Annotated in this window: 16 protein-coding genes; 13 read left to right on the top strand and 3 right to left on the bottom strand. The window is 69.4% G+C overall.

The annotated features are described in order from the left end of the window. The first annotated feature begins 67 nt into the window (after positions 1–67). The 9 genes from ACU0BR_RS07425 (at position 68) to ACU0BR_RS07385 (ending at position 12,706) form a co-directional block, all read left to right on the top strand. Entirely contained in the window at positions 68–1,075 is a 1,008-nt protein-coding gene (locus ACU0BR_RS07425) for an AAA family ATPase (protein ID WP_446156217.1), read from the top strand. Beyond that, a complete protein-coding gene (locus tag ACU0BR_RS07420) occupies positions 1,072–1,959 on the top strand; it encodes a DUF58 domain-containing protein (protein WP_446156216.1) in 888 nt (295 codons plus the stop codon). The genes ACU0BR_RS07425 and ACU0BR_RS07420 overlap by 4 nt, the downstream gene beginning before the upstream one ends. Continuing rightward, the gene (locus tag ACU0BR_RS07415) at positions 1,959–4,739 is read left to right on the top strand and encodes a DUF4159 domain-containing protein (RefSeq protein ID WP_446156258.1); all 2,781 of its coding nucleotides are present in this window, start codon (positions 1,959–1,961) and stop codon (positions 4,737–4,739) included. The genes ACU0BR_RS07420 and ACU0BR_RS07415 overlap by 1 nt, the downstream gene beginning before the upstream one ends. A gap of 1 nt (position 4,740) precedes the next feature. Beyond that, the gene (locus ACU0BR_RS07410; protein ID WP_446156215.1) at positions 4,741–6,864 is read left to right on the top strand and encodes a hypothetical protein; all 2,124 of its coding nucleotides are present in this window, start codon (positions 4,741–4,743) and stop codon (positions 6,862–6,864) included. Positions 6,865–6,965: 101 nt separating this feature from the next. Beyond that, positions 6,966–8,414, top strand: a complete 1,449-nt coding sequence (locus tag ACU0BR_RS07405; protein ID WP_446156214.1) for an FAD-linked oxidase C-terminal domain-containing protein — start codon at positions 6,966–6,968, stop codon at positions 8,412–8,414. 114 nt (positions 8,415–8,528) lie between these two features. After that, positions 8,529–9,656: an FAD-binding protein gene (locus ACU0BR_RS07400; RefSeq protein WP_446156213.1), complete on the top strand. Its 1,128-nt coding sequence runs from the start codon at positions 8,529–8,531 to the stop codon at positions 9,654–9,656. A gap of 39 nt (positions 9,657–9,695) precedes the next feature. Further along, positions 9,696–11,078, top strand: coding sequence for a glycolate oxidase subunit GlcF (gene glcF / locus ACU0BR_RS07395; protein WP_446156212.1), 1,383 nt, complete (start codon positions 9,696–9,698; stop codon positions 11,076–11,078). A gap of 71 nt (positions 11,079–11,149) precedes the next feature. Further along, complete coding sequence (locus ACU0BR_RS07390) at positions 11,150–12,007, top strand: trypsin-like serine peptidase (protein WP_446156211.1); 858 nt, start codon at positions 11,150–11,152, stop codon at positions 12,005–12,007. A 219-nt stretch (positions 12,008–12,226) separates the two neighbouring features. Then, positions 12,227–12,706, top strand: a complete 480-nt coding sequence (locus ACU0BR_RS07385) for an Hsp20 family protein (protein ID WP_446156210.1) — start codon at positions 12,227–12,229, stop codon at positions 12,704–12,706. A 285-nt stretch (positions 12,707–12,991) separates the two neighbouring features. Here the strand turns inward: ACU0BR_RS07385 and ACU0BR_RS07380 are convergent, their stop codons facing one another. After that, entirely contained in the window at positions 12,992–14,470 is a 1,479-nt protein-coding gene (locus tag ACU0BR_RS07380) for an NAD-dependent succinate-semialdehyde dehydrogenase (RefSeq protein WP_446156209.1), read from the bottom strand. 75 nt (positions 14,471–14,545) lie between these two features. Here ACU0BR_RS07380 and ACU0BR_RS07375 point away from each other — a divergent pair, with 75 nt between their 5' ends. Beyond that, on the top strand, positions 14,546–15,346 hold the full coding sequence (locus ACU0BR_RS07375) for an alpha/beta hydrolase (protein ID WP_446156208.1): 801 nt from the start codon (positions 14,546–14,548) through the stop codon (positions 15,344–15,346). 80 nt (positions 15,347–15,426) lie between these two features. On the opposite strand, the gene ACU0BR_RS07370 is transcribed toward ACU0BR_RS07375, so the two are convergent. Beyond that, positions 15,427–16,425, bottom strand: coding sequence for a P1 family peptidase (locus tag ACU0BR_RS07370; RefSeq protein WP_446156207.1), 999 nt, complete (start codon positions 16,423–16,425; stop codon positions 15,427–15,429). Positions 16,426–16,609: 184 nt separating this feature from the next. Between ACU0BR_RS07370 and ACU0BR_RS07365 the strand changes: the two genes are divergently transcribed. The 3 genes from ACU0BR_RS07365 to ACU0BR_RS07355 all read left to right on the top strand — a co-directional run bounded on the left by ACU0BR_RS07365 (position 16,610) and on the right by ACU0BR_RS07355 (position 18,874). Next, positions 16,610–17,821 carry an aminopeptidase P family protein gene (locus ACU0BR_RS07365; RefSeq protein ID WP_446156206.1) on the top strand — a complete coding sequence of 404 codons (1,212 nt, stop codon included), beginning with the start codon at positions 16,610–16,612 and terminating at the stop codon, positions 17,819–17,821. A 109-nt stretch (positions 17,822–17,930) separates the two neighbouring features. Further along, on the top strand, positions 17,931–18,212 hold the full coding sequence (locus ACU0BR_RS07360) for a hypothetical protein (protein ID WP_446156205.1): 282 nt from the start codon (positions 17,931–17,933) through the stop codon (positions 18,210–18,212). 11 nt (positions 18,213–18,223) lie between these two features. Further along, complete coding sequence (locus ACU0BR_RS07355; protein ID WP_446156204.1) at positions 18,224–18,874, top strand: DUF1523 family protein; 651 nt, start codon at positions 18,224–18,226, stop codon at positions 18,872–18,874. Between the two features lie 13 nt (positions 18,875–18,887). Here ACU0BR_RS07355 and putA read toward each other — a convergent pair whose 3' ends face one another. After that, a complete protein-coding gene (putA, locus tag ACU0BR_RS07350) occupies positions 18,888–22,388 on the bottom strand; it encodes a bifunctional proline dehydrogenase/L-glutamate gamma-semialdehyde dehydrogenase PutA (protein ID WP_446156203.1) in 3,501 nt (1,166 codons plus the stop codon). Positions 22,389–22,499 lie beyond the last annotated feature (111 nt).

Below are 22,499 nucleotides of genomic sequence, written 5' to 3'. Positions count from 1 at the left end.
TTGCCCTTCCACTGCCGCAGGATATCCCATCCTATGGGCAGGATGTATTCTGAGAAAGGACGTTGTCATGTCGGACCCCGCTGCGCTGCTGTCGGAGATCGAGGCGCTGGGAGGTCGGCTGTCGCAGGCGCGCGACAGCATCGCCCGGCGCATCATCGGGCAGGACGAGGTGGTCGACCTGGCGCTGACGACGCTTTTGTGCGGCGGGCACGGGCTGCTGATCGGCCTGCCGGGACTGGCCAAGACGCGGCTGGTCGAGACGCTGGCCACGGTGATGGATCTGGACGGCGGCCGGATCCAGTTCACGCCCGATCTGATGCCCGCCGATATTCTGGGCTCCGAGGTGCTGGAAACCGCCGGCGATGGCGCGCGGGCGTTCCGCTTCATCGAGGGGCCGGTGTTCTGTCAGCTGTTGATGGCCGATGAGATCAACCGCGCCAGCCCGCGCACGCAATCCGCGCTGTTGCAGGCGATGCAGGAACGCCAGGTGACGGTGGCCGGGCAGGACCGCGCGCTGGGCACGCCGTTCCATGTGCTGGCCACGCAGAACCCGATCGAGCAGGAGGGCACCTATCCGCTGCCCGAGGCGCAGCTCGACCGTTTCCTGTTGCAGATCGACGTGGACTATCCCGACCGCGAGACCGAGCGCCGCATCCTGCTGGCCACCACCGGGACCGATGATGCGCGGTCCGAGCCCGTATTCTCGGCCCGCGAACTGCTGGCCGCGCAGCGCATCGTGCGGCAGATGCCGGTGGGCGACGCGATCGTGGATCTGATCCTCGATCTGGTGCGCGCCTGCCGTCCCGGCGATCCCGACGCGCTGCCGGTGGTGCGTGAAACGGTCAGCTGGGGGCCCGGCCCGCGCGCGGCGCAGGCGCTGATGCTGGCGGTGCGGGCGCGGGCGCTGCTGGACGGCAGGCTGGCGCCTTCCTCCGACGATGTGGCCGCGCTGGCGCGCCCGGTGCTGGCGCATCGCATGGCGCTGTCCTTCGCCGCCCGTGCGCGGGGAGAGAGCCTTACCGACGTGATCGCCCAGGTGTCCGACAGCGCGCTGCGCGTCGGTGCCGCTGCTTGACCGCCGCCACCCATACCCCGCGCGGCCTGCGCCGCGAGGCGGAAGACCATGCCGCGTCCTTTCCTGCGCTGCTGGCCGACGCGCGCCAGCTTGCCGCCACCGTGGTGCTGGGCGAGCATGGCCGCAGGCGCGCGGGCATGGGCGATGAATTCTGGCAGTACCGCCCGGCCGAAAGCAGCGATGCGCGGCGCGCGATCGATTGGCGCCGTTCGGCGCGGACGGATGCCCATTACATGCGCCAGACCGAATGGCAGGCGGCGCAAAGCGTCCTGCTGTGGGTCGACGACGGGCTGTCGATGCAGTACACCGGCGATCGCGACCGCCCCGCCAAGGGGCTGCGTGCGCGGCTGCTGGCGCTGGCGGCCGCGATCCTGCTGATCCGGGGCGGCGAGCGTGTGGGCCTGGCCAGCCTGGCCGATCGTCCGCGCAGCGGCGAGACCCAGCTGATCCGGCTTGCCGAGGCGCTGACCCGGATCGAAGGCGGCGGCAACCACGGCGTCGCGCAGGCGCGCACCATGCCCACCGGGTCGCGGGCGCTTTTTCTCAGCGACTTCCTTGGCGACATGGCGCCGCTGGAACGCGCGCTGGGGCAGGCGGCCGATCGGGGCGTGGCGGGCGCGCTGGTGCAGATCCTCGACCCGGTGGAGGAGGCCTTTCCCTTCGACGGGCGCACGGTCTTTGAAAGCATGTCGGGTGCGGTGCGCCATGAAACCCACAAGGCCTCGGGCCTGCGTGGGCGCTATCTCGACCGGCTGGCGGAGCGCAAGGCGGCGCTGACCGAACTGGCCCGGCGCACGGGCTGGCTTTACCATTGCCATCACAGCGACGCGCCCGCGCAGGGCGGCTTGCTGTGGATACACGCCGCGCTGGCCAGAACGCGCTGATGGGCGCGCTGTCGACATTCGCCTTCACCGCGCCCTGGCTGCTGCTGGGGTTGTTGGCGCTGCCGGTGCTGTGGCTGCTGCTGCGCGCGGTGCCGCCCGCGCCGATCCGGCGCCGCTTTCCCGGTGTCGCGCTGCTGCTGGGGCTGGCCGACGATGAGCGCCAGTCCGACCGCACGCCCTGGTGGCTGCTGCTGATCCGCACGCTCGCGGTGGCGGCGGTGATCCTGGGCTTCGCGGGGCCGGTGCTGAACCCGCAGGCGGAACGCACCGGCACCGGGCCGGTGTTGATCCTGCTCGACGGCACCTGGGCCGATGCCGCCGACTGGACCCGTCGCATGGACCGGGTCGCCGCCCTGCTGTCGGATGCGGCACGCGCGGGACGCACCGTCAGCATAGCCGCGCTGACCGACCCGCCGGTCGCGCCCGAGTTCCAGGCCGCGGACGCCTGGCGCGCGCGTCTGGCATCCTTCGCGCCACGCCCCTGGGCGCCCGAACCCGGCGACTGGATCGACCGCGCGGGGGCGGGGTTCGAGACCTGGTGGCTGTCGGATGGGCTGGCCCGCGACAGCCGTGCCGACATCCTTGCCAAGCTTGAGGAAAAGGGGCCTGTCACCGTGATGGAGGGCGGGCGCAACACCATCGCCCTGCCGCCCGCCGTCTTCGAGGGCGGGCGCATCGTGCTGTCCCCGCGCCGTGCCATCGCGGGCGCGGCGCGTGCGGTGGATATCGCGGGCTACGGGCCCGACCCCGCCGGGGTGGAGCGCGCGCTGACGGAGGCGCGCGCCCGCTTCGACGCAGGCGCGCACGAGGCCAGCGCCACATTGATCCTGCCGCCGGAGCTGCGCAACCGCATCACCCGGTTCCAGATCGTGGGGCGCAGGTCGGCGGGGGCTGTCAGCTTGACCGACGATGCCCTGCGCAGGCGCGAGGTCGCGATGATTTCCGGCAGCGACGAGCGCGAGGCGCTGCAACTGTTGTCGCCGCTGCATTACCTGACCCAGGCCCTGACGCCGAGCGCCGATCTGATCGAGGGCACGCTGGGCGACATCCTGCTGGCCAATCCCGACGTGATCATCCTGGCCGATGTCGCCACCATCCCCGCCGCCGAGGCGGCGCCGCTGGCCGACTGGATCGAGGCGGGCGGCCTGCTGCTGCGCTTTGCCGGGCCGCGCATGGCCGCGAGCGACGTGGCGCGCGGTGCCGAAGACCCGTTTCTGCCGGTGCGTCTTCGCGCGGGCGGGCGCGTGGTCGGCGGCGCCATGAGCTGGGGAGAGCCGAAGGCGCTGCGCGCATTCGACCGGGCCTCGCCGTTCTTCGGCCTGTCGCTGCCGCCGGAGGTGACGGTCTCGGCGCAGGTCATGGCCGAACCCGACCCGCAGCTGCCCGAACGCACCATCGCGTCGCTGGCCGATGGCACGCCACTGGTGACGCGCAAGCAGATGGGGCAGGGGCAGGTGGTGCTCTTTCACGTCACCGCCAACGCCGAATGGTCGACGCTGCCGCTGTCGGGTCTTTTCGTGCAGATGCTGGAACGGCTGGCGGTCTCCACCCGCCCGCAGACCTTGGATGCGGGGGATCTGGAAGGCACCACATGGGTGGCGCAAAAGGTGCTGGACGGGTTCGGCGAAACCCGCGACGCGGGCGCGGTGCCGGGTGTCGACGGTGCGCGGCTGGCGTCCGGTGCGCTGGCCCGCGACATGCCGCCGGGGCTTTACGCGGACGGCGCGCGCAGCCTGGCGCGCAACGTCTTTGGCCGCGACGCGGTGCTGGCGCCTGCCGTGTGGCCCGCGCGCATCCCTGTCGAGGGGCTGGAGGCGCCGCAGGAAACCGCGCTCAAGGCCGCGCTGCTGTCGGCTGCGCTGGGGCTTCTGTTGCTGGATATTCTGGCCTCTCTCTGGATCGGCGGGCGGCTGCGCGGCCCGCGCGGGGATGTGGCCGCCGCGCTGTTTCTGGCGGTGATGGCCGGGTGGGGGGCGATGCCCGCGCCCGCGGCGGCGCAACAGGCCGACGCGCCGCGCCCGGGCGATGATTTCGCCATACGCGCCACATCCGAGGTGGTGCTGGCGCATGTGGTGACCGGCGACCGCCAGGTGGACGACGTGGCCGAGGCCGGGCTGCGGGGGCTGAGCGAGACCCTGTTCCGGCGCACCTCGATCGAACCGGCGGAACCGATGGCGGTCGATCTGGAAACCGACGAGCTGGCGTTCTTTCCGCTTCTCTACTGGCCGATCACGCCGTCGCAGCCGATGCTGTCGGCGCAGGCCTATGCGAAGCTGAACCGCTTTCTGCGAACCGGGGGCATGATCCTGTTCGACACGCGCGACGCCAATCTGGGCGGCTTTGGCAGCGCGACGCCCGAGGGGCGCAAGCTGCAGGAACTGGCGGCCGGGCTTGATATCCCGCCGCTGGAACAGGTGCCGCCCGATCACGTGCTGACGCGCACCTTTTATCTGCTGCAGGATTTTCCCGGCCGCTACGACAGCCGCAGCGTATGGGTGGAGGCCGCGCCCCCCGGCGCCGTCCGGGCCGAGGGCATGCCGTTCCGCAATCTCAACGACGGGGTGACGCCGGTGGTGATCGGCGGCAACGACTGGGCCGCGGCCTGGGCCGTCGACGCGGCGGGCAACTCGATGTTTCCCGTGGGGCGCGGCTATGGCGGCGAGCGACAGCGCGAGATGGCGTTGCGCTTCGGAGTGAACCTGCTGATGCATGTGCTGACCGGAAACTACAAGTCCGACCAGGTGCATGTGCCCGCGCTGCTGGACCGTCTGGGGCAATGACATGAGCCGCGAGATCATCTTCGACCCGCTGCTGCCCTGGCCCGCGCTGGCGGCGATCGCGCTGGTTGCGTTGCTGTCGGTGGCGCTGTCGTTGTGGCGCCGGTTGCCGGGCTGGTGGCTGCGCGGTCTGGCCGCGCTGGTGCTGATGGCCGCGCTTGCCAACCCCGCCCTGCAAAGCGAAAACCGCGAACCCCTGAACGACATCGTTCTGGTGGTGGTCGATGAAACTGCCAGCCAGGGCCTGTCCGACAGGACGGAGCAAAGCGCCCGTGCCACCGAGACGCTGCTGGCCCGCCTTGCCGCGCTCGACAATGTCGATGTGCGCATCACCCGCGTGCAGGACAGCCCCGACGACGCCGGCACGCGGCTGATGGCGGCGCTGACCGACCTGCAGGCGTCCGAGCCCCGGTCGCGCATCGCGGGCGCGATCCTGATCACCGACGGCCAGGTGCATGATATCGAAAACGCGCCCGACCTGCCCGCGCCGGTGCAGGCGATCCTGACCGGCCATGCCTCTGACTGGGACCGGCGGCTGATGATCCGCAATGCGCCCGCCTTCGCGATCATGGGCGAGGAGGTCCGCATGACCTTGCGCATCGAGGACCAGGGCGCGGCGCCTGCCAGCGACGGCCGCGCCCCGATCGGGGTTTCGGTCGATGGCGGCCCGGTCCAGGATTTTCGTGTGCCGGTCGGTCGCGACATCGAACTGCCGCTCAAGCTGCCGCACGCGGGCGTCAACATCATCCAGTTCACCATTCCGATGGCCGAGGGCGAGCTGACCGACCGCAACAATTCCGCCGTGGTGCAGATCAACGGCGTGCGCGACCGGCTGCGCGTGCTGCTGGTATCGGGCGAGCCGCACGCGGGCGAGCGGACCTGGCGCAACCTGCTGAAATCCGACGCGTCGGTCGATCTGGTGCATTTCACCATCCTGCGCCCGCCCGAGAAGCAGGACGGCGTGCCGATCTCCGAGCTGTCGCTGATCTCCTTCCCCACGCGGGAGCTGTTTCTCGACAAGATCGACGAATTCGACCTGATCATCTTCGACCGTTACAAGCGGCGCGGCATCCTGCCCACGCTCTACCTCGACAATGTACGCCGGTATATCGAACAGGGCGGTGCGGTGCTGATCGCGGCGGGGCCGGATTTCGCCTCCGCCGACAGTCTCTACCGCTCTCCGCTGGGGGCGGTGCTGCCGGGCGCGCCGACGTCGCGTGTGCTGGAACGGGGTTTTACCCCCCGTGTATCCGAGGTGGGCAAGCGCCACCCCGTCACCGCCGGCCTGGAAAACTTCGCCCGTCAGGGCGGTGCGCGCGCGCGGAACGCCCGTGAAAATGGCGGCGAGACCGGCGACGGAAGCCCCGCCGCCGACGCGCCGCCCTGGGGGCGCTGGATGCGCCAGGTGGAGCTGGAAAAGCTGTCCGGCAACACCGTCATGACCGGCATCGGGGGCGCACCGCTGCTGGTGCTGGACCGCGTCGGCGCGGGGCGCGTGGCGCTGCTGGGCTCCGACCAGTCCTGGCTGTGGGGGCGCGGCTTCGAAGGCGGCGGGCCGCAGCTGGAACTGCTGCGCAGGCTCGCCCACTGGATGATGAAGGAGCCTGACCTGGAGGAGGACGCCCTCGGCGTCACCGCGCAGGGCCAGACCATCACGATCAACCGCCGACTGCTGGAAGGCATCCCCGGCGAGGTCACCGTCACCGCGCCCGATGGCGGCACAAGCGTGCTGACGCTGCGGGAAACGGCGCCGGGGCTTTTCACCGGCACGCATGAGGGCACGCAGATGGGGCTTTACCGCATTGTCGAGGGCGACAAGGAAGCGGTCATCGCACTGGGCCCCTCCGCGCCCCGCGAATTCGAGGAAACCATCGCGACCGGCGCCGTGCTGGACCCGCTGGTCAGCGCCCGCCGCGGCGGGGTTCAGCGGATCGAGGAGGCGATCCCCAAGATCCGCACCGTGCGCGAAGGCCGTGCCGCAAGCGGCAGGGGTTGGATCGGCATCACGCCGCGCGGGGCCTATGTGACCGCCGATGTCACCATCCTGCCGCTCGTTTCCGCCTGGCTCTTCTTGTTGCTGGCGGCAGGGCTTTCCGTCGCGGCCTGGCTGAGGGAAAGCCGGAGATAGGCGGAATTCGCCTCGAATTCACCGCCCTCGCCTTGCCAATGCCCGATATTGGTTATATTTGTTTACCAATATGTGCCGTTTTTCCGGGATGAGGCCTTCCCATGCAGATGCCCGAACCCAATGCCGCCGTGCTGGCGCGCAAACCCGCGATCCTCGCCCGGCTTCAGGGCGCGCTGCCGCCCGGCATGGTGATTCACGAAGAGCATGAGACCCGCGCCTATGAATGCGATGCGCTGACGGCCTATCGCTGTCCGCCGCTTCTGGTCGTGCTGCCCGAGACGACCGAGCAGGTCGCGACGGTCCTGCGCATCTGCCATGAGGAAGGCGTGCCGGTGGTGCCGCGCGGCTCCGGCACCTCGCTGGCGGGCGGCGCGCTGCCCACGGCCGATTCGGTGATCCTGGGCGTGGCGCGGCTGAACGACGTGCTGGAAACCGATTACGACAACCGCTTCATCCGGGTGCAGACCGGGCGCACGAACCTCAGCGTCACCGGCGCGGTGGAGGAGGACGGGTTCTTCTACGCCCCCGACCCCTCATCGCAGCTGGCCTGCGCCATCGCGGGCAACATCGCGATGAATTCGGGCGGGGCGCATTGCCTGAAATACGGCGTGACCACGAACAACCTGCTGGGCGTGACCATGGTGATGATGGACGGCACGGTGGTGGAAATCGGCGGCGCCCATCTGGACGCGCCGGGGCTGGACCTGCTGGGCGTGATCTGCGGGTCGGAAGGCCAGCTGGGCGTGGTGACGGAGGCCACGCTGCGCATCCTGCCCAAGCCCGAGGGCGCGCGGCCGGTGCTGATGGGCTTCGGCTCCAACGAGGTGGCGGGCGAATGCGTGTCCGACATCATCAAGGCGGGCGTGCTGCCGGTGGCGATCGAATTCATGGACCGCCCCTGCATCCGCGCCTGCGAGGCCTTCGCGCAGGCGGGCTACCCGGATGTCGAGGCGCTGCTGATCGTCGAGGTCGAAGGCTCCGACGCCGAGATCGACCACCAGCTGGGCCTGATCAAGCAGATCGCGCAGCGTCACAACCCCGAGGAGCTGCGCGAAAGCGGCTCCGCCGAGGAAAGCGCGCGGATCTGGCTGGGGCGCAAATCGGCCTTCGGGGCGATGGGGCAGATCAACGACTACATGTGCCTGGACGGAACCATCCCGGTCTCCGCGCTGCCCAGGGTCCTGCGCCGCATCAAGGAGCTGTCGGAGCATTACGGGCTGGAGGTCGCCAACGTCTTCCACGCGGGCGACGGCAACATGCACCCGCTGATCCTCTTCGACGCCAACAAACCCGGCGATCTGGAACTTTGCGAAGACTTCGGCGCCGATATCCTGCGGCTCTGCGTCGAGGTCGGCGGCTGCCTGACCGGCGAGCACGGCGTCGGGATCGAAAAGCGCGACCTGATGGCCGACCAATACGCCCCCGCCGACCTGGAGGCGCAGCTGCGCGTCAAGGACGTCTTCGACCCCGGCTGGCTGTTGAACCCCGCCAAGGTCTTCCCGCTGGATGCGACCCGCGCGCGCCGCGCGGCGCGGCAGGCGGCAGCATGAGCATGGCCTTTCATTGTCGCGGAAATATCCCCGCCGGAGGCAAGACTACCGAGGGCGCGGCGAAGGTTTTCCGCCTCCGGCGGAGATATTTTCACGACCATGAAGGATGCAAGGATGCTTGAGCCGCAAAGCGAGGCGGAACTGGCCGAAATCATCGCCGACGCCGGCGCGCCGCTGGCCATCCGCGGCGGGGGCACGCGGCTGGCCGTGCAGGGGCCGGGGCAGGTGCTGTCGGTCGCCGGGCTGGCGGGGGTGGAGCTCTACGAGCCCGGCGCGCTGACGATCGTGGTGGGCGCGGGTACCCCGCTGGAGGAGGTGCAGGCCGTGCTGGCGCAGGAAAACCAGCGCCTGCCGTTCGAGCCGCCCGACCTGCGCGCGGTGCTGGGCACCGCGGGCGCATCGACCATCGGGGGCGTGGTGGCGGCCAATGCCTCGGGCCCGCGGCGCATTCAGGCAGGGGCCTGCCGCGACAGCCTGATCGGCGTGCGTTTCGTCGACGGGCGGGGCGAGGTGATCAAGAACGGCGGCCGGGTGATGAAGAACGTCACCGGCTACGATCTGGTCAAGCTGATGGCGGGCAGCCACGGCACGCTCGGCGTTCTCAGCCAGCTGTCGTTCAAGGTGCTGCCGGGGGTGGAGGCCGCGGGCATGCTGCTGCTGCCGGGGCTGGACCCGCGCGCCGCCGTCGTCGCGATGTCGCGCGCGCTTGGCTCGCCCTTCGAGGTCAGCGGGGCGGCGCATGTGCCCGGATCGGATGAGGGGCGGGGCGCGCTGACCGCGCTCAGGGTGGAGGGGTTCAAAGCCTCCGTCGGCTATCGGCTGGACCGGCTGCGCGCGCTGCTGCGGGATCTGGCGGCGGGTGAGGTGGTGACCGATGCCGCCGAGGTGGCCGACCATTGGCGCGGGCTGCGCGATCTCGACGCTTTCGTCGGCGGGCAGGGGGATCTGTGGCGGGTGTCCGTCACGCCTTCCGACGGGCCCGGGGTGCTGGCGCGGCTTGCGCCGCAGCGCGCGCTGATGGATTGGGGCGGCGGGCTGGTGTGGGCGGAATGCGCCCCCGGCATGGACGCGCGTGCCGCGCTGGCGGGGCTGCGCGGCCATGCCACGCTGGTGCGCGCCGCCGATCCGGCGACCGCCGCGGCGCGGTTTCATCCCGAGCCCGCGCCGCTGGCCGCCATCGCGCGCGGGCTGCGCGCGCAGTTCGACCCCAAAGGCATCCTCAACCCCGGCCTGATGGGCTGAGCCCGAATTCAAGGAGAGGCCCCCGCGGCCGCGACCCACATGCAGACGACATTCTCGCCCGACCAGCTGAAAGACCCCGCCACCGCGCGGTCCAACGAGATCCTGCGCGCCTGCGTGCATTGCGGGTTCTGCACCGCGACCTGTCCGACCTATCAGGTGCTGGGCGATGAGCTCGACAGTCCGCGGGGGCGCATCTACCTGATCAAGGACATGCTGGAAGCGGGCCGCCCCGCCGACGAAAAGACCGTCAAGCACATCGACCGTTGCCTGTCGTGTCTGGCCTGCATGACCACCTGCCCGTCGGGCGTGCATTACATGCATCTGGTCGATCACGCGCGCGAATATATCGAACAGACCTACAAGCGCCCCGCGGGCGAGCGCGCGCTGCGCTGGGTGCTGGCGCGTGTGCTGCCCTATCCCGGCCGGTTCCGGCTGGCGCTGTTGGGGGCCAAGATCGCGCGCCCCTTCCGGGGCCTGATCCCCGACCGCCGCCTGCGCGCGATGGTGGAAATGGCGCCGGCCCAGGTGCCGCCCGTCAGCCGCAACGACGACCCGCAGGTCTTTCCCGCGCAGGGCAGGCGGCGGATGCGGGTGGCGCTGATGACCGGCTGCGCGCAGCGGGCGCTGAACACCGATATCAACGACGCCACCATCCGCCTGCTGACCCGGCTGGGCTGCGACGTGGTGATCGCGCGCGGGCAGGGCTGCTGCGGCGCGCTGACCCATCACATGGGTCAGACCGACAGCAGCCACGGCTTTGCCGCCGCGAACATCGCCGCCTGGCAGCGCGAGATCGCGGGCGAGGGGCTGGACGCCGTGGTCATCAACACCTCGGGCTGCGGCACCACGGTCAAGGATTACGGCCATATGTTCCGCAACGATCCCCTGGCCGAGCAGGCGGCGCAGGTCGCCGCGCTGGCGCAGGACGTGTCGCAGGTGCTGGCCCGGCTGATGCCGCAGGGCGAGGCGCGCGAGGATCTGTCGAACGAGGCCAAGGCCGGCGTCGGCGGCATCGATGCGGACGAGGTGCTGCGCGCCCTGCATGAGGCGCGCCCCGCCGAGGCGCATGGCCTGCGCGTGGCCTATCACGCCGCCTGTTCGCTGCAACACGGACAAAAGGTCAAGACAGAGCCCAAGGCCTTGCTGAAGGGGGCGGGCTTCGAGGTGGTGGAACCCGCCGACAGCCATCTGTGCTGCGGCTCGGCCGGCACGTACAACCTGATGCAGCCCGAGATTTCGGGCCAACTCAAGGCGCGCAAGGTCCGCACGCTTGAAGCGAAATCGCCGCAGGTCATCGCCACGGGCAACATCGGCTGCATGATGCAGATCGGCTCCGGCACCGGGATTCCGGTCGTCCACACGGTCGAGCTGCTGGATTGGGCCACGGGCGGCCCGAAACCGCCACGGTTGATCGCGGATTAACCTTAGTTTTGCCTCAGGCGAGTGGCATTCGGAAGGGGTTCGATGAATGCGACCGAGCCGGAGTGCCGACGATGATTGTCAGACTGCTGTTTTGCCTCTCTTTTGCCGTGGCGCCCGTCTTGCTGCCCGCGCTGGCGGCGGCGCAGGACGATGGGCCGGATCTGGCTCTGGCGCCGCTGAGTTCGGCCGATGCGGGCCGGGGCTGGGAAGGGGTCGGACGGCTGCATATCGGCGACGATGCCTTCTGCACCGCCTCGCTTATCTCGCCCACGCAGGTGCTGACCGCCGCGCATTGCCTGTTCGACGGCGCCACGGGCGCACGGGTGCCCGACCGCGCGCTGGAATTTCGCGCGGGCTACCGGGCGGGACGGGCGGATGCCTATAGCCGGGTGCGGCGCAGCCTCGTGCTGCCCGACTACGTGCCCGGCACGGCGGGCAGGTCCGGGCAGATGGCGTCGGATCTGGCCCTGATCGAACTGGCCAACCCGATCCGCAAGCCGGGGGTTCAGCCCTTTGCCGTGGCGCCCAGCCCCGCGAAGGGCGACGCGGTGCAGGTCGAGTCCTATGCGCTGGGCCGACAGGAAACGCCGTCGATCCAGAAACGGTGCCATGTGCTGGGCCGCGCGCAGGCCCGTGGCCAGGATGCGCCCGCGCAGGTGTTGTCCTGCGAGGTCGACTTCGGCTCATCGGGCGCGCCGATCTTCAGCCTGACCGAGGGTCGGCCGCGGATCGTTTCCGTTGTCTCCGCCAAGGCGCGGATGGGCGGAAAGCCCGTGGCGCTGGCGGCTCCGGCGGCCGAGGGACTGGCCTTGCTGCAAAGCGAGATGGCGCGCAGCGACGGCGTCTTTCATCGCAGGACGCGGCCGGTTCAGGCCAGCGACCGCGCCGCCGATCTGGCCCATGCGGGGGCCAAGTTCCTGCGCCCCTGAGCGCGGCTTTTCCCGGCCCTGCGCAGCCAGGTCCCAGGCCACGAAATCTGGCAAGCGTCGGACTGATAACGCTTTTTTTCGCGGGTAGAGCCCATTGAAATTCCGGGCGCGCGATCCCATTTCGGGGCTACCGGGTGCCAGACAAGGGCCCGGTGATTGAAACCTGGGGCCGGTCCATCCCGGACGGTCCCGCTGTTATCGCTCAATGGAGGATGACCCATGCGAAACTTTGATCTTGCACCGCTTTACCGTGCGACCGTCGGCTTCGACCAGATCGCCGATCTGATGGACCGCGTGCTGACCAGCGATGTCAGCCAGCCGACCTATCCCCCTTACAACATCGAAAAGACCTCCGACGATACCTACCGCATTTCCATCGCGGTTGCCGGTTTTACCGACGAGGATCTGTCGATCGAGGTTCGTGAAAAGGCCCTGATCGTTTCGGCCCGCAAGGCCGAGGAGCAGGAAGACCGCACCTATCTGCACCGTGGCATCGCCACCCGCGCCTTCGAGCGCCGTTTCCATCTGGCCGACCATGTCCGCGTGACGGGCGCCGCGCATGAAAACGGAATGCTGCACATCGACCTCAAGCGGGAAATTCCCGAGGCGCTGAAACCGCGCCGGATCGAGATCGCCAAGGGCGCCGGTGAAAGCGTGAAGGCGGTCGAGGATCACCAGACCGAAAAAACCGTCAACTGATCCGGCCCGCGGCGCGGGGGAACCGCGCCGCCCTCCGGGCCTTGAAACAATCCCGCCGGCGCGCCCCGTTCGTTCGGGGCGCGCCGGTTTGTCATTGATATGGCTTGTTTTTTGGGCGGGAGCCGCCGCCGCCGATCGGGGGTGCGGCGATATTGTTTCCGGTGGGGAAGCGACAGGACGCAATGGAAAGGGCGCGGCGATATGTTTCGCCGCGCCCTTCCAGATTTGCGCGTCGGCCCTCGCCGGGGCCGCGGGGCAGAAAAACCCCTAAAGACAGTAAGCCCGTCAGATCGCCATGCACATATACTTCATTTCGACGTAATCCTCGATGCCGTGGCGCGATCCCTCGCGGCCTAGACCCGATTGCTTGACGCCGCCGAAGGGGGCCACCTCGGTCGAGATGATGCCCGTGTTGATGCCGACGATGCCGTATTCCAGCGCCTCGGCCACCTTGTAGACGCGGCTGAGATCGCGCGCGTAGAAATAGGACGCCAACCCGAAGATCGTGTCGTTGGCCAGCGCGATCACCTCGTCCTCATCCTCGAACTTGAAGAGCGGCGCGAAGGGGCCGAAGGTCTCATCCGTCGACACCTTCATGTCGCTGGTCGCGCCGGTGACGACGGTGGGCTGGTAGAAGGTGCCGCCCAGTTCGTGCCGGGCGCCGCCGGTCAGCACCTCGGCGCCCTTGCTGAGGGCGTCTTTCAGGTGATCCTCGACCTTGTCGACGGCGGCGGATTCGATCAGCGGACCCAGATCGGTGCCCTCGGACAGGCCGTCGCCGACCTTCAGCTCCCGCACGCGTTTGGCCAGCCGCTGCGCGAAGTCGTCATAGACGCCGGCCTGCACGTAGATGCGGTTGGCGCAAACGCAGGTCTGGCCGTTGTTGCGGAACTTGCAGGCGATGGCGCCTTCGACCGCGGCATCCAGATCGGCGTCGTCGAAGACGATGAAGGGCGCGTTGCCGCCCAGCTCCATCGAGCATTTTATCACCTGATCGGCGGCCTGGCTCAGCAGGATGCGCCCCACCTCGGTCGATCCGGTGAAGGTCAGCTTGCGCACCTTGGGATTTTCGCAGAACTCCTTGCCGACCTCGGAAGAGCTGGTGGAGGTCACGACCGAGAAGATGCCCTTGGGCACGCCCGCGCGTTCGGCCAGCACACCCATCGCCAGCGCCGACAGCGGCGTCATCGAGGCAGGCCGGATGACGAAGGAACAGCCCGCCGCCAGCGCCGGGGCCACCTTGCGCGCGATCATCGCGTTGGGGAAATTCCAGGGCGTGATGCCGGCAGCCACGCCGATCGGCTGCTTGATCACGGTGATGCGCTTGTCGGGCTGATGGCCGGGAATGGTCTCGCCGTAAAGACGCTTGGCCTCTTCGCCGAACCATTCGATGAAACCCGCGCCATAGGTGATCTCGGCGCGCGCCTCGGCCAGGGGCTTGCCCTGCTCGGCGGTCATGATGATCGCCAGATCCTCCTGGTTTTCCATCATCAGGTCGTACCATTTGCGCAGCACGGCCGCGCGCTCCTTGCCGGTCTTCGCGGCCCAGGCCTTTTGCGTGTCATAGGCGGTATCGATGGCGCGCGCGATCTCGGCGCGCGACAGATCGGGCAGGCGGGCGATCACATCGCCGCGCGCGGGGTTCTTGACCTCGAAGGTCTTGCCGTCCTCGGCGTCGACCCATTCGCCGCCGAGAAAGGCCTTTTGCACGACCAGTCCGGGGTCTTTCAGCAGCGTTTTGAAATCTGTGGAATCGTCTAGCATGTCGTACTCCTTTTTCAGAACACGGAACCTGTGTATGGCTGCACCATGCCCGAGCCGCGACAGAAGGGAAACCCGATGGATCACGATGCCGCCTATGCCAATGCGGATCATATTCCCGGCGGCGACAGCTATCCCGACCGCTGGGCCGAGGCCGCCGCAACCTGGCGCGAACGCGAAGCGTTGGCGGGCCGCGTGCGGCTGAACCAGCCCTATGGCGCGGCGGAGCGGGAAGGGCTGGACCTGTTCCTGCCCGCAAGCCGCCCCGAGGGGCTGGTGCTGTTCATGCACGGCGGGTTCTGGCGGGCGTTCGACCGGCGGGGGTGGTCGCATCTGGCGGCGGGCTGCACCGCGCGCGGCTGGGCGGTGGCGATCCCGTCCTACACGCTGGCGCCCGAGGCCACCATTGCCGCCATGACCCGGCAGACGGTGGCGGCGCTGGAACACGCGGCCGGGATGGTGCGTGGGCCGATCGTGGCGGCGGGCCATTCGGCGGGCGGGCATCTGGTCGCGCGGCTGGCCTGTGCGGATCTGGCTGTCGCGCCCGACGTGCTGGCGCGGCTGCGCCATGTGGTGCCGATCAGCCCGCTGTCGGATCTGCGCCCGTTGATGCACACCCGCATGAATGCCGATTTCAGGCTGGACCGCGCCTTGGCAGAGGCCGAAAGCCCGATCCTCCGTGCGCCGCGCGACATGGCCGTGACCGTCTGGGTCGGGGCCGAGGAACGCCCGGCCTTTCTGGATCAGGCGATGTGGCTGGATCAGGCCTGGCGCCACGCCCGCCTGCATATCGCGCCGGGGCGCCACCATTTCGACGTGATCGCGCCGCTGGCCGATCCCGACAGCGATCTGGTCGAGGTCTTGCTGGCCGCACCCTAGCCGCCCGCCTTTCCCGCGCGCCTTCCGGGAGGGGGCGGGCCTGCATGGTGGCGGGATGCGTTGTCGCGCCGCTTGCCGCGTCAGTCGCGGGTCTGCCAGCTGTGCATCTGGTCGCCCGCCATCGCGCTTGCCTCATAGACGCCGCGCGCGATGGCCCGCGACAGGCAGCAGGCGGCGGCGTGCCCGAGCAAAAGCAGCGCGGCATCGCCGCCCTCCGGCTGGCGGGCGCCCGTGGCCGCGGCAAAGACCAGATCGCCGTCGAAGGGCGTGTGCGACGGCACCAGCGCGCGGGCCATTCCGTCATGCGCCGCAATGGCCAGCCGCGTGCATTGCGCCTGGTTGAGCGCCACATCGGTGGCGACAATGGCGATGGTGGTGGCCTGCCCGCGGCCGTTGTCCGGCCCGCCCTTGAGCCGGGGCGGGAATGGCAGGGGCGTTGCGGGTGCCGGACCCAGGCCGCCGAATTCAGCGTCGATCTCGAACGGGGCGGCCCAGAAATGCCGGGTGCCCGGCACGCAGGCGCTGCCCAGCGCGTTGACCGCCACCAGCGCGCCGACCGTGGCACCCCCCGGCAGCACGCAGGAGGCCGACCCGATCCCGCCCTTCAGATCCGCCGTCGCGGCGCCATAGCCCGCGCCCGCGGTGCCCAGGCGCACCTCGGTGTCGGCAGCCTCCAGCGCCGCGGCACCAAGCGCGGCATAGGGGCTCTTGCGCCACGCCTTGTCGCCGCCATTGCCCAGATCGAACAGGATCGCGGCGGGCACGATGGGCACCCGCTGATCGCCCACGGCAAAGCCGCGCCCGGCGCAGCGCAGCGCATCCGCCACCCCCGAGGCCGCATCCAGCCCGAAGGCCGAGCCGCCCGACAGCACCAGCGCATCCACCTGCTGCACCAGCCGGTCGGGGGCCAGCAGGTCGGTTTCCCGCGTGCCGGGCGCGCCGCCCATCACATGCACCCCCGCGGTAAAGGGCGCATCGGCGGTCAGCACCGTCACGCCGGAACGCAGCGCCGCATCATGCGCCTGCCCCACGCGCAGCCCCGCCACATCGGTGATCGTGTTTCGCGGCCCCTGTCGCATGTCATCCTCCGGTCTTGCGTCGAAATACCTTGCCCGAGGCCCGCATCGGGCGCTATGCGGGATCAGCGCAAGGCGATGGCGTCGCCTGTCCTTACGATTTCCCCTCGCAAGGGCGCTGCATACCGTCCTGAACGCCGGGACCTTTTGAGGACGCGGCGCGGGCCCGTCCAAGACGGAGGTCGAAATGATCGATACCAGAGCAGAATACTATCGTTTCCACAACGGCGAGAAGGCACCGCTGCCCTTCGACGGCGCCGAATACGAGGCCCGGCTGAAGGGCCTGCGGCAGATCATGTCGCAAGAGGGCGCGGATGCCGTCGTGCTGAGCTCGATGCACAACATCGCCTATTATTCCGGCTTTCTCTATTGCGCGTTCGGCAGGCCCTATGCCTGCGTGGTGACCGCGCGCGATTGCGTGACGATTTCGGCCGGCATCGACGCGGGCCAGCCGTGGCGGCGCTGTCACGGGGACAACATCACCTACACCGACTGGAAGCGCGACAACTACTGGCGCGCGATCGCCTCGGTCACGGGTACGGGCGGCCGCGTCGGGTTCGAGGGCGATCATTTGTCCGTCGCGCAGCTCGAAAAGCTGAAGCTTTTCCTCGCCCCCGCCGAAACGCTCGATCTGGCGCCTGCCACGATGCGTCAGCGGATGCACAAATCCCCCGCCGAGATCGCGCTGATCCGCGCGGGCGCCGCCGTGGCCGACGTCGGCGGCTATGCCATCCGCGACGCAGTGCGCGAGGGCGCGCGCGAAATCGACGTGGCGATGGCCGGGCGCGACGCGATGGAGCTGGACATCGCCAAGCGCTTTCCCGATGCCGAATACCGCGACACCTGGGTCTGGTTCCAATCCGGGCTGAACACCGACGGCGCGCATAACCCGGTCACCGCACGGGCCTTGCAGCACGGCGATATCCTGTCGCTGAACACGTTTCCGATGATCTCGGGCTATTACACCGCGCTGGAACGCACGCTGTTCGTGGGCGCGGTCGATGACGCTTCGGCCAGGGTCTGGGCGGCCAACGTCGGCGCGCATGAGCTGGGCATTTCACTGATCAGGCCGGGCGCCAGCTGCGCCGAGATCACCCAGGGCGTGAACGCCTTTTTCGCCGAGCGTGACCTGCTGCAATACCGCAGCTTCGGCTATGGGCATTCCTTTGGCGTGCTGTCGCATTACTACGGCCGCGAGGCCGGGCTGGAGCTGCGCGAGGATATCGACACGGTGCTGGAGCCCGGCATGGTCATCAGCATGGAGCCGATGCTGACCATCCCCGAGGGCCAGCCCGGCGCCGGTGGCTACCGCGAACATGACATCCTGATCGTGACCGAGGACGGCGCGGAAAATATCACCGGCTATCCCTACGGGCCCGATTTCAACGTGGTGGGCTAAACCGCGGGCCCGGGCGGTTGTTTTCGCGCCGCGCAGGGATATTTGTAACGACAATGAAAGGGCGCGCCGCTGTCGCGCGCCCTGCCTATCGCGGGCGATCGGGGGTGTGATGGCGCTGTTGCGGGTCTATGCCGTTCTGCTGGGGTTTCTGAGCGCCCTTTACCTGCCTGTCTTTCTGTATTTTCGCAGCGGAAAGAAGGAGCGGCTGGAAGACGAGTTCGCCGACAAGCTCCGGACAAGCCGGGGTTGGCACCCCAATGCGCGCGACGCCTTTGTGCGGGAGCGGCTGGCCGTCTATGAAAGGCGCCTGCACCGCCGTCTGATCCCCTGGATCTACGGCGCGCCCGTGGTGCTGGTCACGGTCGTCATAATGGCAACCAGCGGAACCTGAGGAAGAACACGATGCGCTATGTGAAATGGGGATTGCTGGGTCTGATCGCGATCATTGTGGGGGGCTTCCTGCACTACACGCTGCCGCAGGTCGATATCGTGCGGATCACCGATACCGAGGTGCGCCGGGTCGATTTCGGCCGCAACTCGATTTTCTGGGCGGCGGCGGACGGCGGGGCCAGCGCCCAGATCAACCGCGACGTGCGCTTCATCAATACCAAGATGGCCGACGGCAGCACGATGGTCTACCGCAACGAGGACACGGGCTGGGGCTGGCCGCCCTATTTCAAGCTCGACAGTTCCAATCTGCAAACCGAGGCCGCCGACCTGCGCTCGACCGCGGCGAACCCGCAATGGGTCGCCATCCGCCATTACGGCTGGCGCAACGAGTGGCTGAGCATCTATCCCAACGCCACCAAGGTCTGGGCCGTGGCGGGGCCGGATGCGGGCGGGATCAACTGGCTGTTGTGGTCCATTCTGGCGGTGATCGTCGTGGGGCTGCTTGTCGTGTGGCGCCTGTCGCTGAACCTGTGGAATCGCGTGGCGGGCGCGGCCTTCGCGCGCCACGACCGGGTGGGGCAGACCGACGGGCCGGTCCTGCCCCCAAAGGACGCGGGCGCGCACGGCCTGCGCGCGAGATGGCGGCGCGGCACAAGGCGCTGAGACGAGTCGCCCCCTAGCTGCTGGCGGCCAGCAGCGAGGCGTTGCCGCCCGCCGCCGTGGTGTCGATGCAGATGTGGCGTTCCTGACGGCAGCGCGCCGACAGGTCGTGCCCGGTGACGAGGCCCACGATCGCGCCCTCCCGGTCCGACAGCGCGATGCGCAGGGCGCGCGCGGTCGCGTCGTCCCCCCACCATACGACCAGATCCAGCGGGGTCAGCCCCGACAGCCATGCCGGATCGACGGTCCCATCCAGCCCCTGATCCGCCCGCAGTCCCGGCGCGACCGCGACCGGCTGGCACCCGGCGGCGCGGGCGATGCGCGCCTGTGCCAGCGCATCCCTGGCGGTCGGGCCCAGACACAGCACCGTGCCGCGCCCCAGCACCGTCAGCCGGTTGGATTCGCCCGTCGGTCCCGGCAGGGTGATGGTGGAGAGCGCCGGGGTATGCGGCAGATCGGCATCCTCCAGCGCGCGGGCCAGGGCGACGCGGTCAACCCGCGTGTCCGCCTCGGGGGCCTCATGGCGCACCGGCGCCACCGCGCGGAACCGCGCGACGTAATGCGGCCCGCCCGCCTTGGGGCCGGTGCCCGAAAGCCCTTCGCCCCCGAAGGGCTGCGATCCGACGACCGCGCCGATCTGGTTGCGGTTGATATAGACGTTGCCGGCCTTGATACGCTCGGACACCTGCTCGACGCGGTCATCGATGCGGCTGTGCAGCCCGAAGGTCAGCCCGTAGCCGCTGGCGTTGATCGCATCGACGACGCGGTCCAGATCCTCCGCGCGATAGGTGGCCAGATGCAGGACCGGGCCGAAGATCTCTTGTTCCAGATCCTCGATGCCATCGACGCGTAGCAGGGAGGGCGGCACGAAATACCCGCGCGCGGGCGCCTCGACGCGGTGCAGCAGGCGGCCGTCCTGACGGGCGGCGGTGATGTGATCCTCGATCTTGCGGCGTGCCGCGTCGTCGATCACCGGGCCGATGTCGGTGTCCAGCCGCCAGGGATCGCCCAGCGACAGCTCGTCCATCGCGCCTTTCAACATGGCGGTGAAGCTTTCGGCGATGTCGCGCTGCACGTAGAGGATGCGCAGCGCCGAACAGCGCTGCCCGGCCGAGCGGACGGCCGACATGACCACATCGCGGATCGCCTGTTCGGGCAGGGCGGTGCTGTCCACGATCATCGCGTTCAACCCGCCGGTTTCCGCGATCAGCGGCGCGTGGGGGGCCGCATGGCGCGCCAGGCTGCGGTGGATGGCCTGGGCGGTGGCGGTCGAGCCGGTGAAGGCCATGGCGGCGGTGTCGGGGTGGGCGGACAGCGCGGCACCCACCGTCGCGCCATGCCCCGGCAGCAGTTGCAGCGCGGCGCGTGGCACGCCCGCGCGGTGCAGCAGGCCGGTGGCAAGATGGGCGATCAGCCCCGTGGCTTCCGCCGGTTTGGCCAGAACGGCATTGCCCGCCGCCAGCGCGGCGGCGATCTGTCCGGTGAAAATCGCGAGCGGGAAGTTCCAGGGCGATATGCAGCTGACCGCGCCAAGCGCCGCGTCATCCGCCGCGCCCTCAACCAGTCGTTCGGCCTCATTGGCGTAGTAGCGCAGGAAATCGACGGCCTCGCGCAGTTCGGCCACCGCGTCGGGCAGGCCCTTTCCGGCCTCCCGCGCCAGCAGGGCAAAGATCTGGGGGTGCGCCTCTTCGTAAAGATCCGATGCACGGCGCAGCACCGCCGCGCGCTCGGCCGGGGGGGCGGCCCATGGCTGCGCCGCGCTCGCCGCCGCGGCCGCGTCCTCGGCCGAGGCCAGGGCGAGCTGCCCCACGATATCGCCGGGATCGGCGGGGTTTTGCACCTGCGCGACCTCGGGCGCGGGCTGCGCGTCGCAGGCCAGCAGCGGCGCGGCCTGCCATTGATGCCCGCGCCACTCGGCGCGGGCGCCGTCCAGATCGGCTAGCGTTAACGGATCGCTCAGATCCCAGCCGCGGCTGTTGCGCCGCCCGCGAAACAGCGCCGCGGGCATCTGCACCGCGGCGGGCAGATCCGCGCTTTGGTCCAGCTGGTCGAAAGGGTCGGCGGCGACCTGTTCGGGGGGGATGGTCTCGTCCACGATCTGGTTGACGAAAGATGAATTCGCCCCGTTTTCCAGCAGGCGGCGCACCAGATAGGCCAGCAGATCGCGATGCGCGCCGACGGGGGCGTAGATCCGGCAGGCCGTGCCTTCGCGGGTCAGCACGGCGTCATGCAGCGCCTCGCCCATGCCGTGCAGGCGCTGGAACTCGAAGCTGCGCGTGTCGCTGCCCGCCATTTCCAGCACGCAGGCGACGGTATGGGCGTTGTGGGTGGCGAATTGCGGATAGATGCGGTCGCGCAGGTCCAGCAGGCGCTGGGCGCAGCACAGGAAGGACACATCGGTGGCGGGCTTGCGGGTAAAGACGGGAAAACCGGCCAGCCCCTCGACCTGGGCGTGTTTGATTTCCGTGTCCCAATAGGCGCCCTTGACCAGCCGGACCATGATGCGCCGGTCCAGCCGCTCGGCCAACGCGTGCAGCCAGTCGATCACCGGCAGCGCGCGCTTGCCGTAGGCCTGCACCACCACGCCGAAACCGTCCCAGCCCTCGAGCGAGCTGTCGCGCAACACCCGCTCGATCACGTCGAGCGACAGATCCAGGCGGTCGGCTTCCTCGGCGTCGATGTTCAGGCCCATGTTGGCACGCCGCGCGGCCTGCGCCAGATGCAGCACGCGCGGCACCAGTTCGGTCATCACGCGTTCGGCCTGCGCGGCCTCATAGCGGGGATGCAGCGCCGACAGCTTGATCGAAATGCCCGGATTGCTGCGGATGTCGCCCTTGCCCGCGTGCCGTGCCAGCCGGTCGATGGCATCGGCGTAAGAGGCGAAGAACCCATCGGCATCGGCGGCGGTCATCGCGGCCTCGCCCAGCATGTCGTAGGAATAGGTATAGCCGCGTTTCGCCCGGTCGCGCCCGCGCCGGACCGCATCCTCGATGGTTTCGCCCAGCACGAACTGCTGGCCCAGCTCGCGCATCGCGCGGCCCACGGCGGTGCGGATCACCGGCTCGCCCAGCCGCTTGACCGCGCCGCGCAGCGCGGCCGCCATCCCGGTGCCCCGGTCGCGTTCCAGCACCTTGCCCGTCAGCATCAGCGCCCAGGTGGAGGCATTGACCAGCGAGGAGGACGAATGCCCCAGATGCGCCCCCCAGGCCGAGGGGGCGATCTTGTCCTCGATCAGCGCGTCGATGGTTTCGGGGTCGGGCACGCGCAGCAGCGCTTCGGCCAGGCACATCAGCGCGATGCCCTCATCCGTCGACAGGCCGTATTCGGCCAGAAAGACCTCCATCAGCCCCGGATCGGCATCGGCGCGGATGTGGCGCACCAGCGCGGCGCCGCGCCGACCGGCGGCCTGCCGCAGGGCGGCGTCGGGCGCCACCTCGCGCAGCCGCGCCAGCGCGGCCTCCTCGGGCTGACGGTGGACGGAACGGATGGCGGCACGCAGATCAGGCAAAGGGCGCATGGCTATGTCCTTGCGGATGGGTCAATGACTATATATTCCTCCTTCTTCGGGCCGGTTGCCCGAATTTCATCTTTTTTCGGGCTATCGCCCCTAAGTTTTCATCGAACGCAG

The organism is Brevirhabdus sp. (assembly GCF_052826345.1).
Note: the sequence above shows the minus strand (reverse complement) of the source record. Positions and strands in the feature narration are given on the sequence as shown.

Bases quoted from the DNA above. Each gene is read 5' to 3' on its own strand.
- ACU0BR_RS07380 (WP_446156209.1), bottom strand. From the start codon at position 14,470: ATGCTAGACGATTCCACAGATTTCAAAACGCTGCTGAAAGACCCCGGA.
- glcF (WP_446156212.1), top strand. From the start codon at position 9,696: ATGCAGACGACATTCTCGCCCGACCAGCTGAAAGACCCCGCCACCGCG.
- putA (WP_446156203.1), bottom strand. From the start codon at position 22,388: ATGCGCCCTTTGCCTGATCTGCGTGCCGCCATCCGTTCCGTCCACCGT.
- ACU0BR_RS07355 (WP_446156204.1), top strand. From the start codon at position 18,224: ATGCGCTATGTGAAATGGGGATTGCTGGGTCTGATCGCGATCATTGTG.
- ACU0BR_RS07415 (WP_446156258.1), top strand. From the start codon at position 1,959: ATGGGCGCGCTGTCGACATTCGCCTTCACCGCGCCCTGGCTGCTGCTG.
- ACU0BR_RS07390 (WP_446156211.1), top strand. From the start codon at position 11,150: ATGATTGTCAGACTGCTGTTTTGCCTCTCTTTTGCCGTGGCGCCCGTC.
- ACU0BR_RS07400 (WP_446156213.1), top strand. From the start codon at position 8,529: ATGCTTGAGCCGCAAAGCGAGGCGGAACTGGCCGAAATCATCGCCGAC.
- ACU0BR_RS07410 (WP_446156215.1), top strand. From the start codon at position 4,741: ATGAGCCGCGAGATCATCTTCGACCCGCTGCTGCCCTGGCCCGCGCTG.
- ACU0BR_RS07385 (WP_446156210.1), top strand. From the start codon at position 12,227: ATGCGAAACTTTGATCTTGCACCGCTTTACCGTGCGACCGTCGGCTTC.
- ACU0BR_RS07375 (WP_446156208.1), top strand. From the start codon at position 14,546: ATGGATCACGATGCCGCCTATGCCAATGCGGATCATATTCCCGGCGGC.
- ACU0BR_RS07365 (WP_446156206.1), top strand. From the start codon at position 16,610: ATGATCGATACCAGAGCAGAATACTATCGTTTCCACAACGGCGAGAAG.
- ACU0BR_RS07405 (WP_446156214.1), top strand. From the start codon at position 6,966: ATGCAGATGCCCGAACCCAATGCCGCCGTGCTGGCGCGCAAACCCGCG.
- ACU0BR_RS07360 (WP_446156205.1), top strand. From the start codon at position 17,931: ATGGCGCTGTTGCGGGTCTATGCCGTTCTGCTGGGGTTTCTGAGCGCC.
- ACU0BR_RS07370 (WP_446156207.1), bottom strand. From the start codon at position 16,425: ATGCGACAGGGGCCGCGAAACACGATCACCGATGTGGCGGGGCTGCGC.
- ACU0BR_RS07425 (WP_446156217.1), top strand. From the start codon at position 68: ATGTCGGACCCCGCTGCGCTGCTGTCGGAGATCGAGGCGCTGGGAGGT.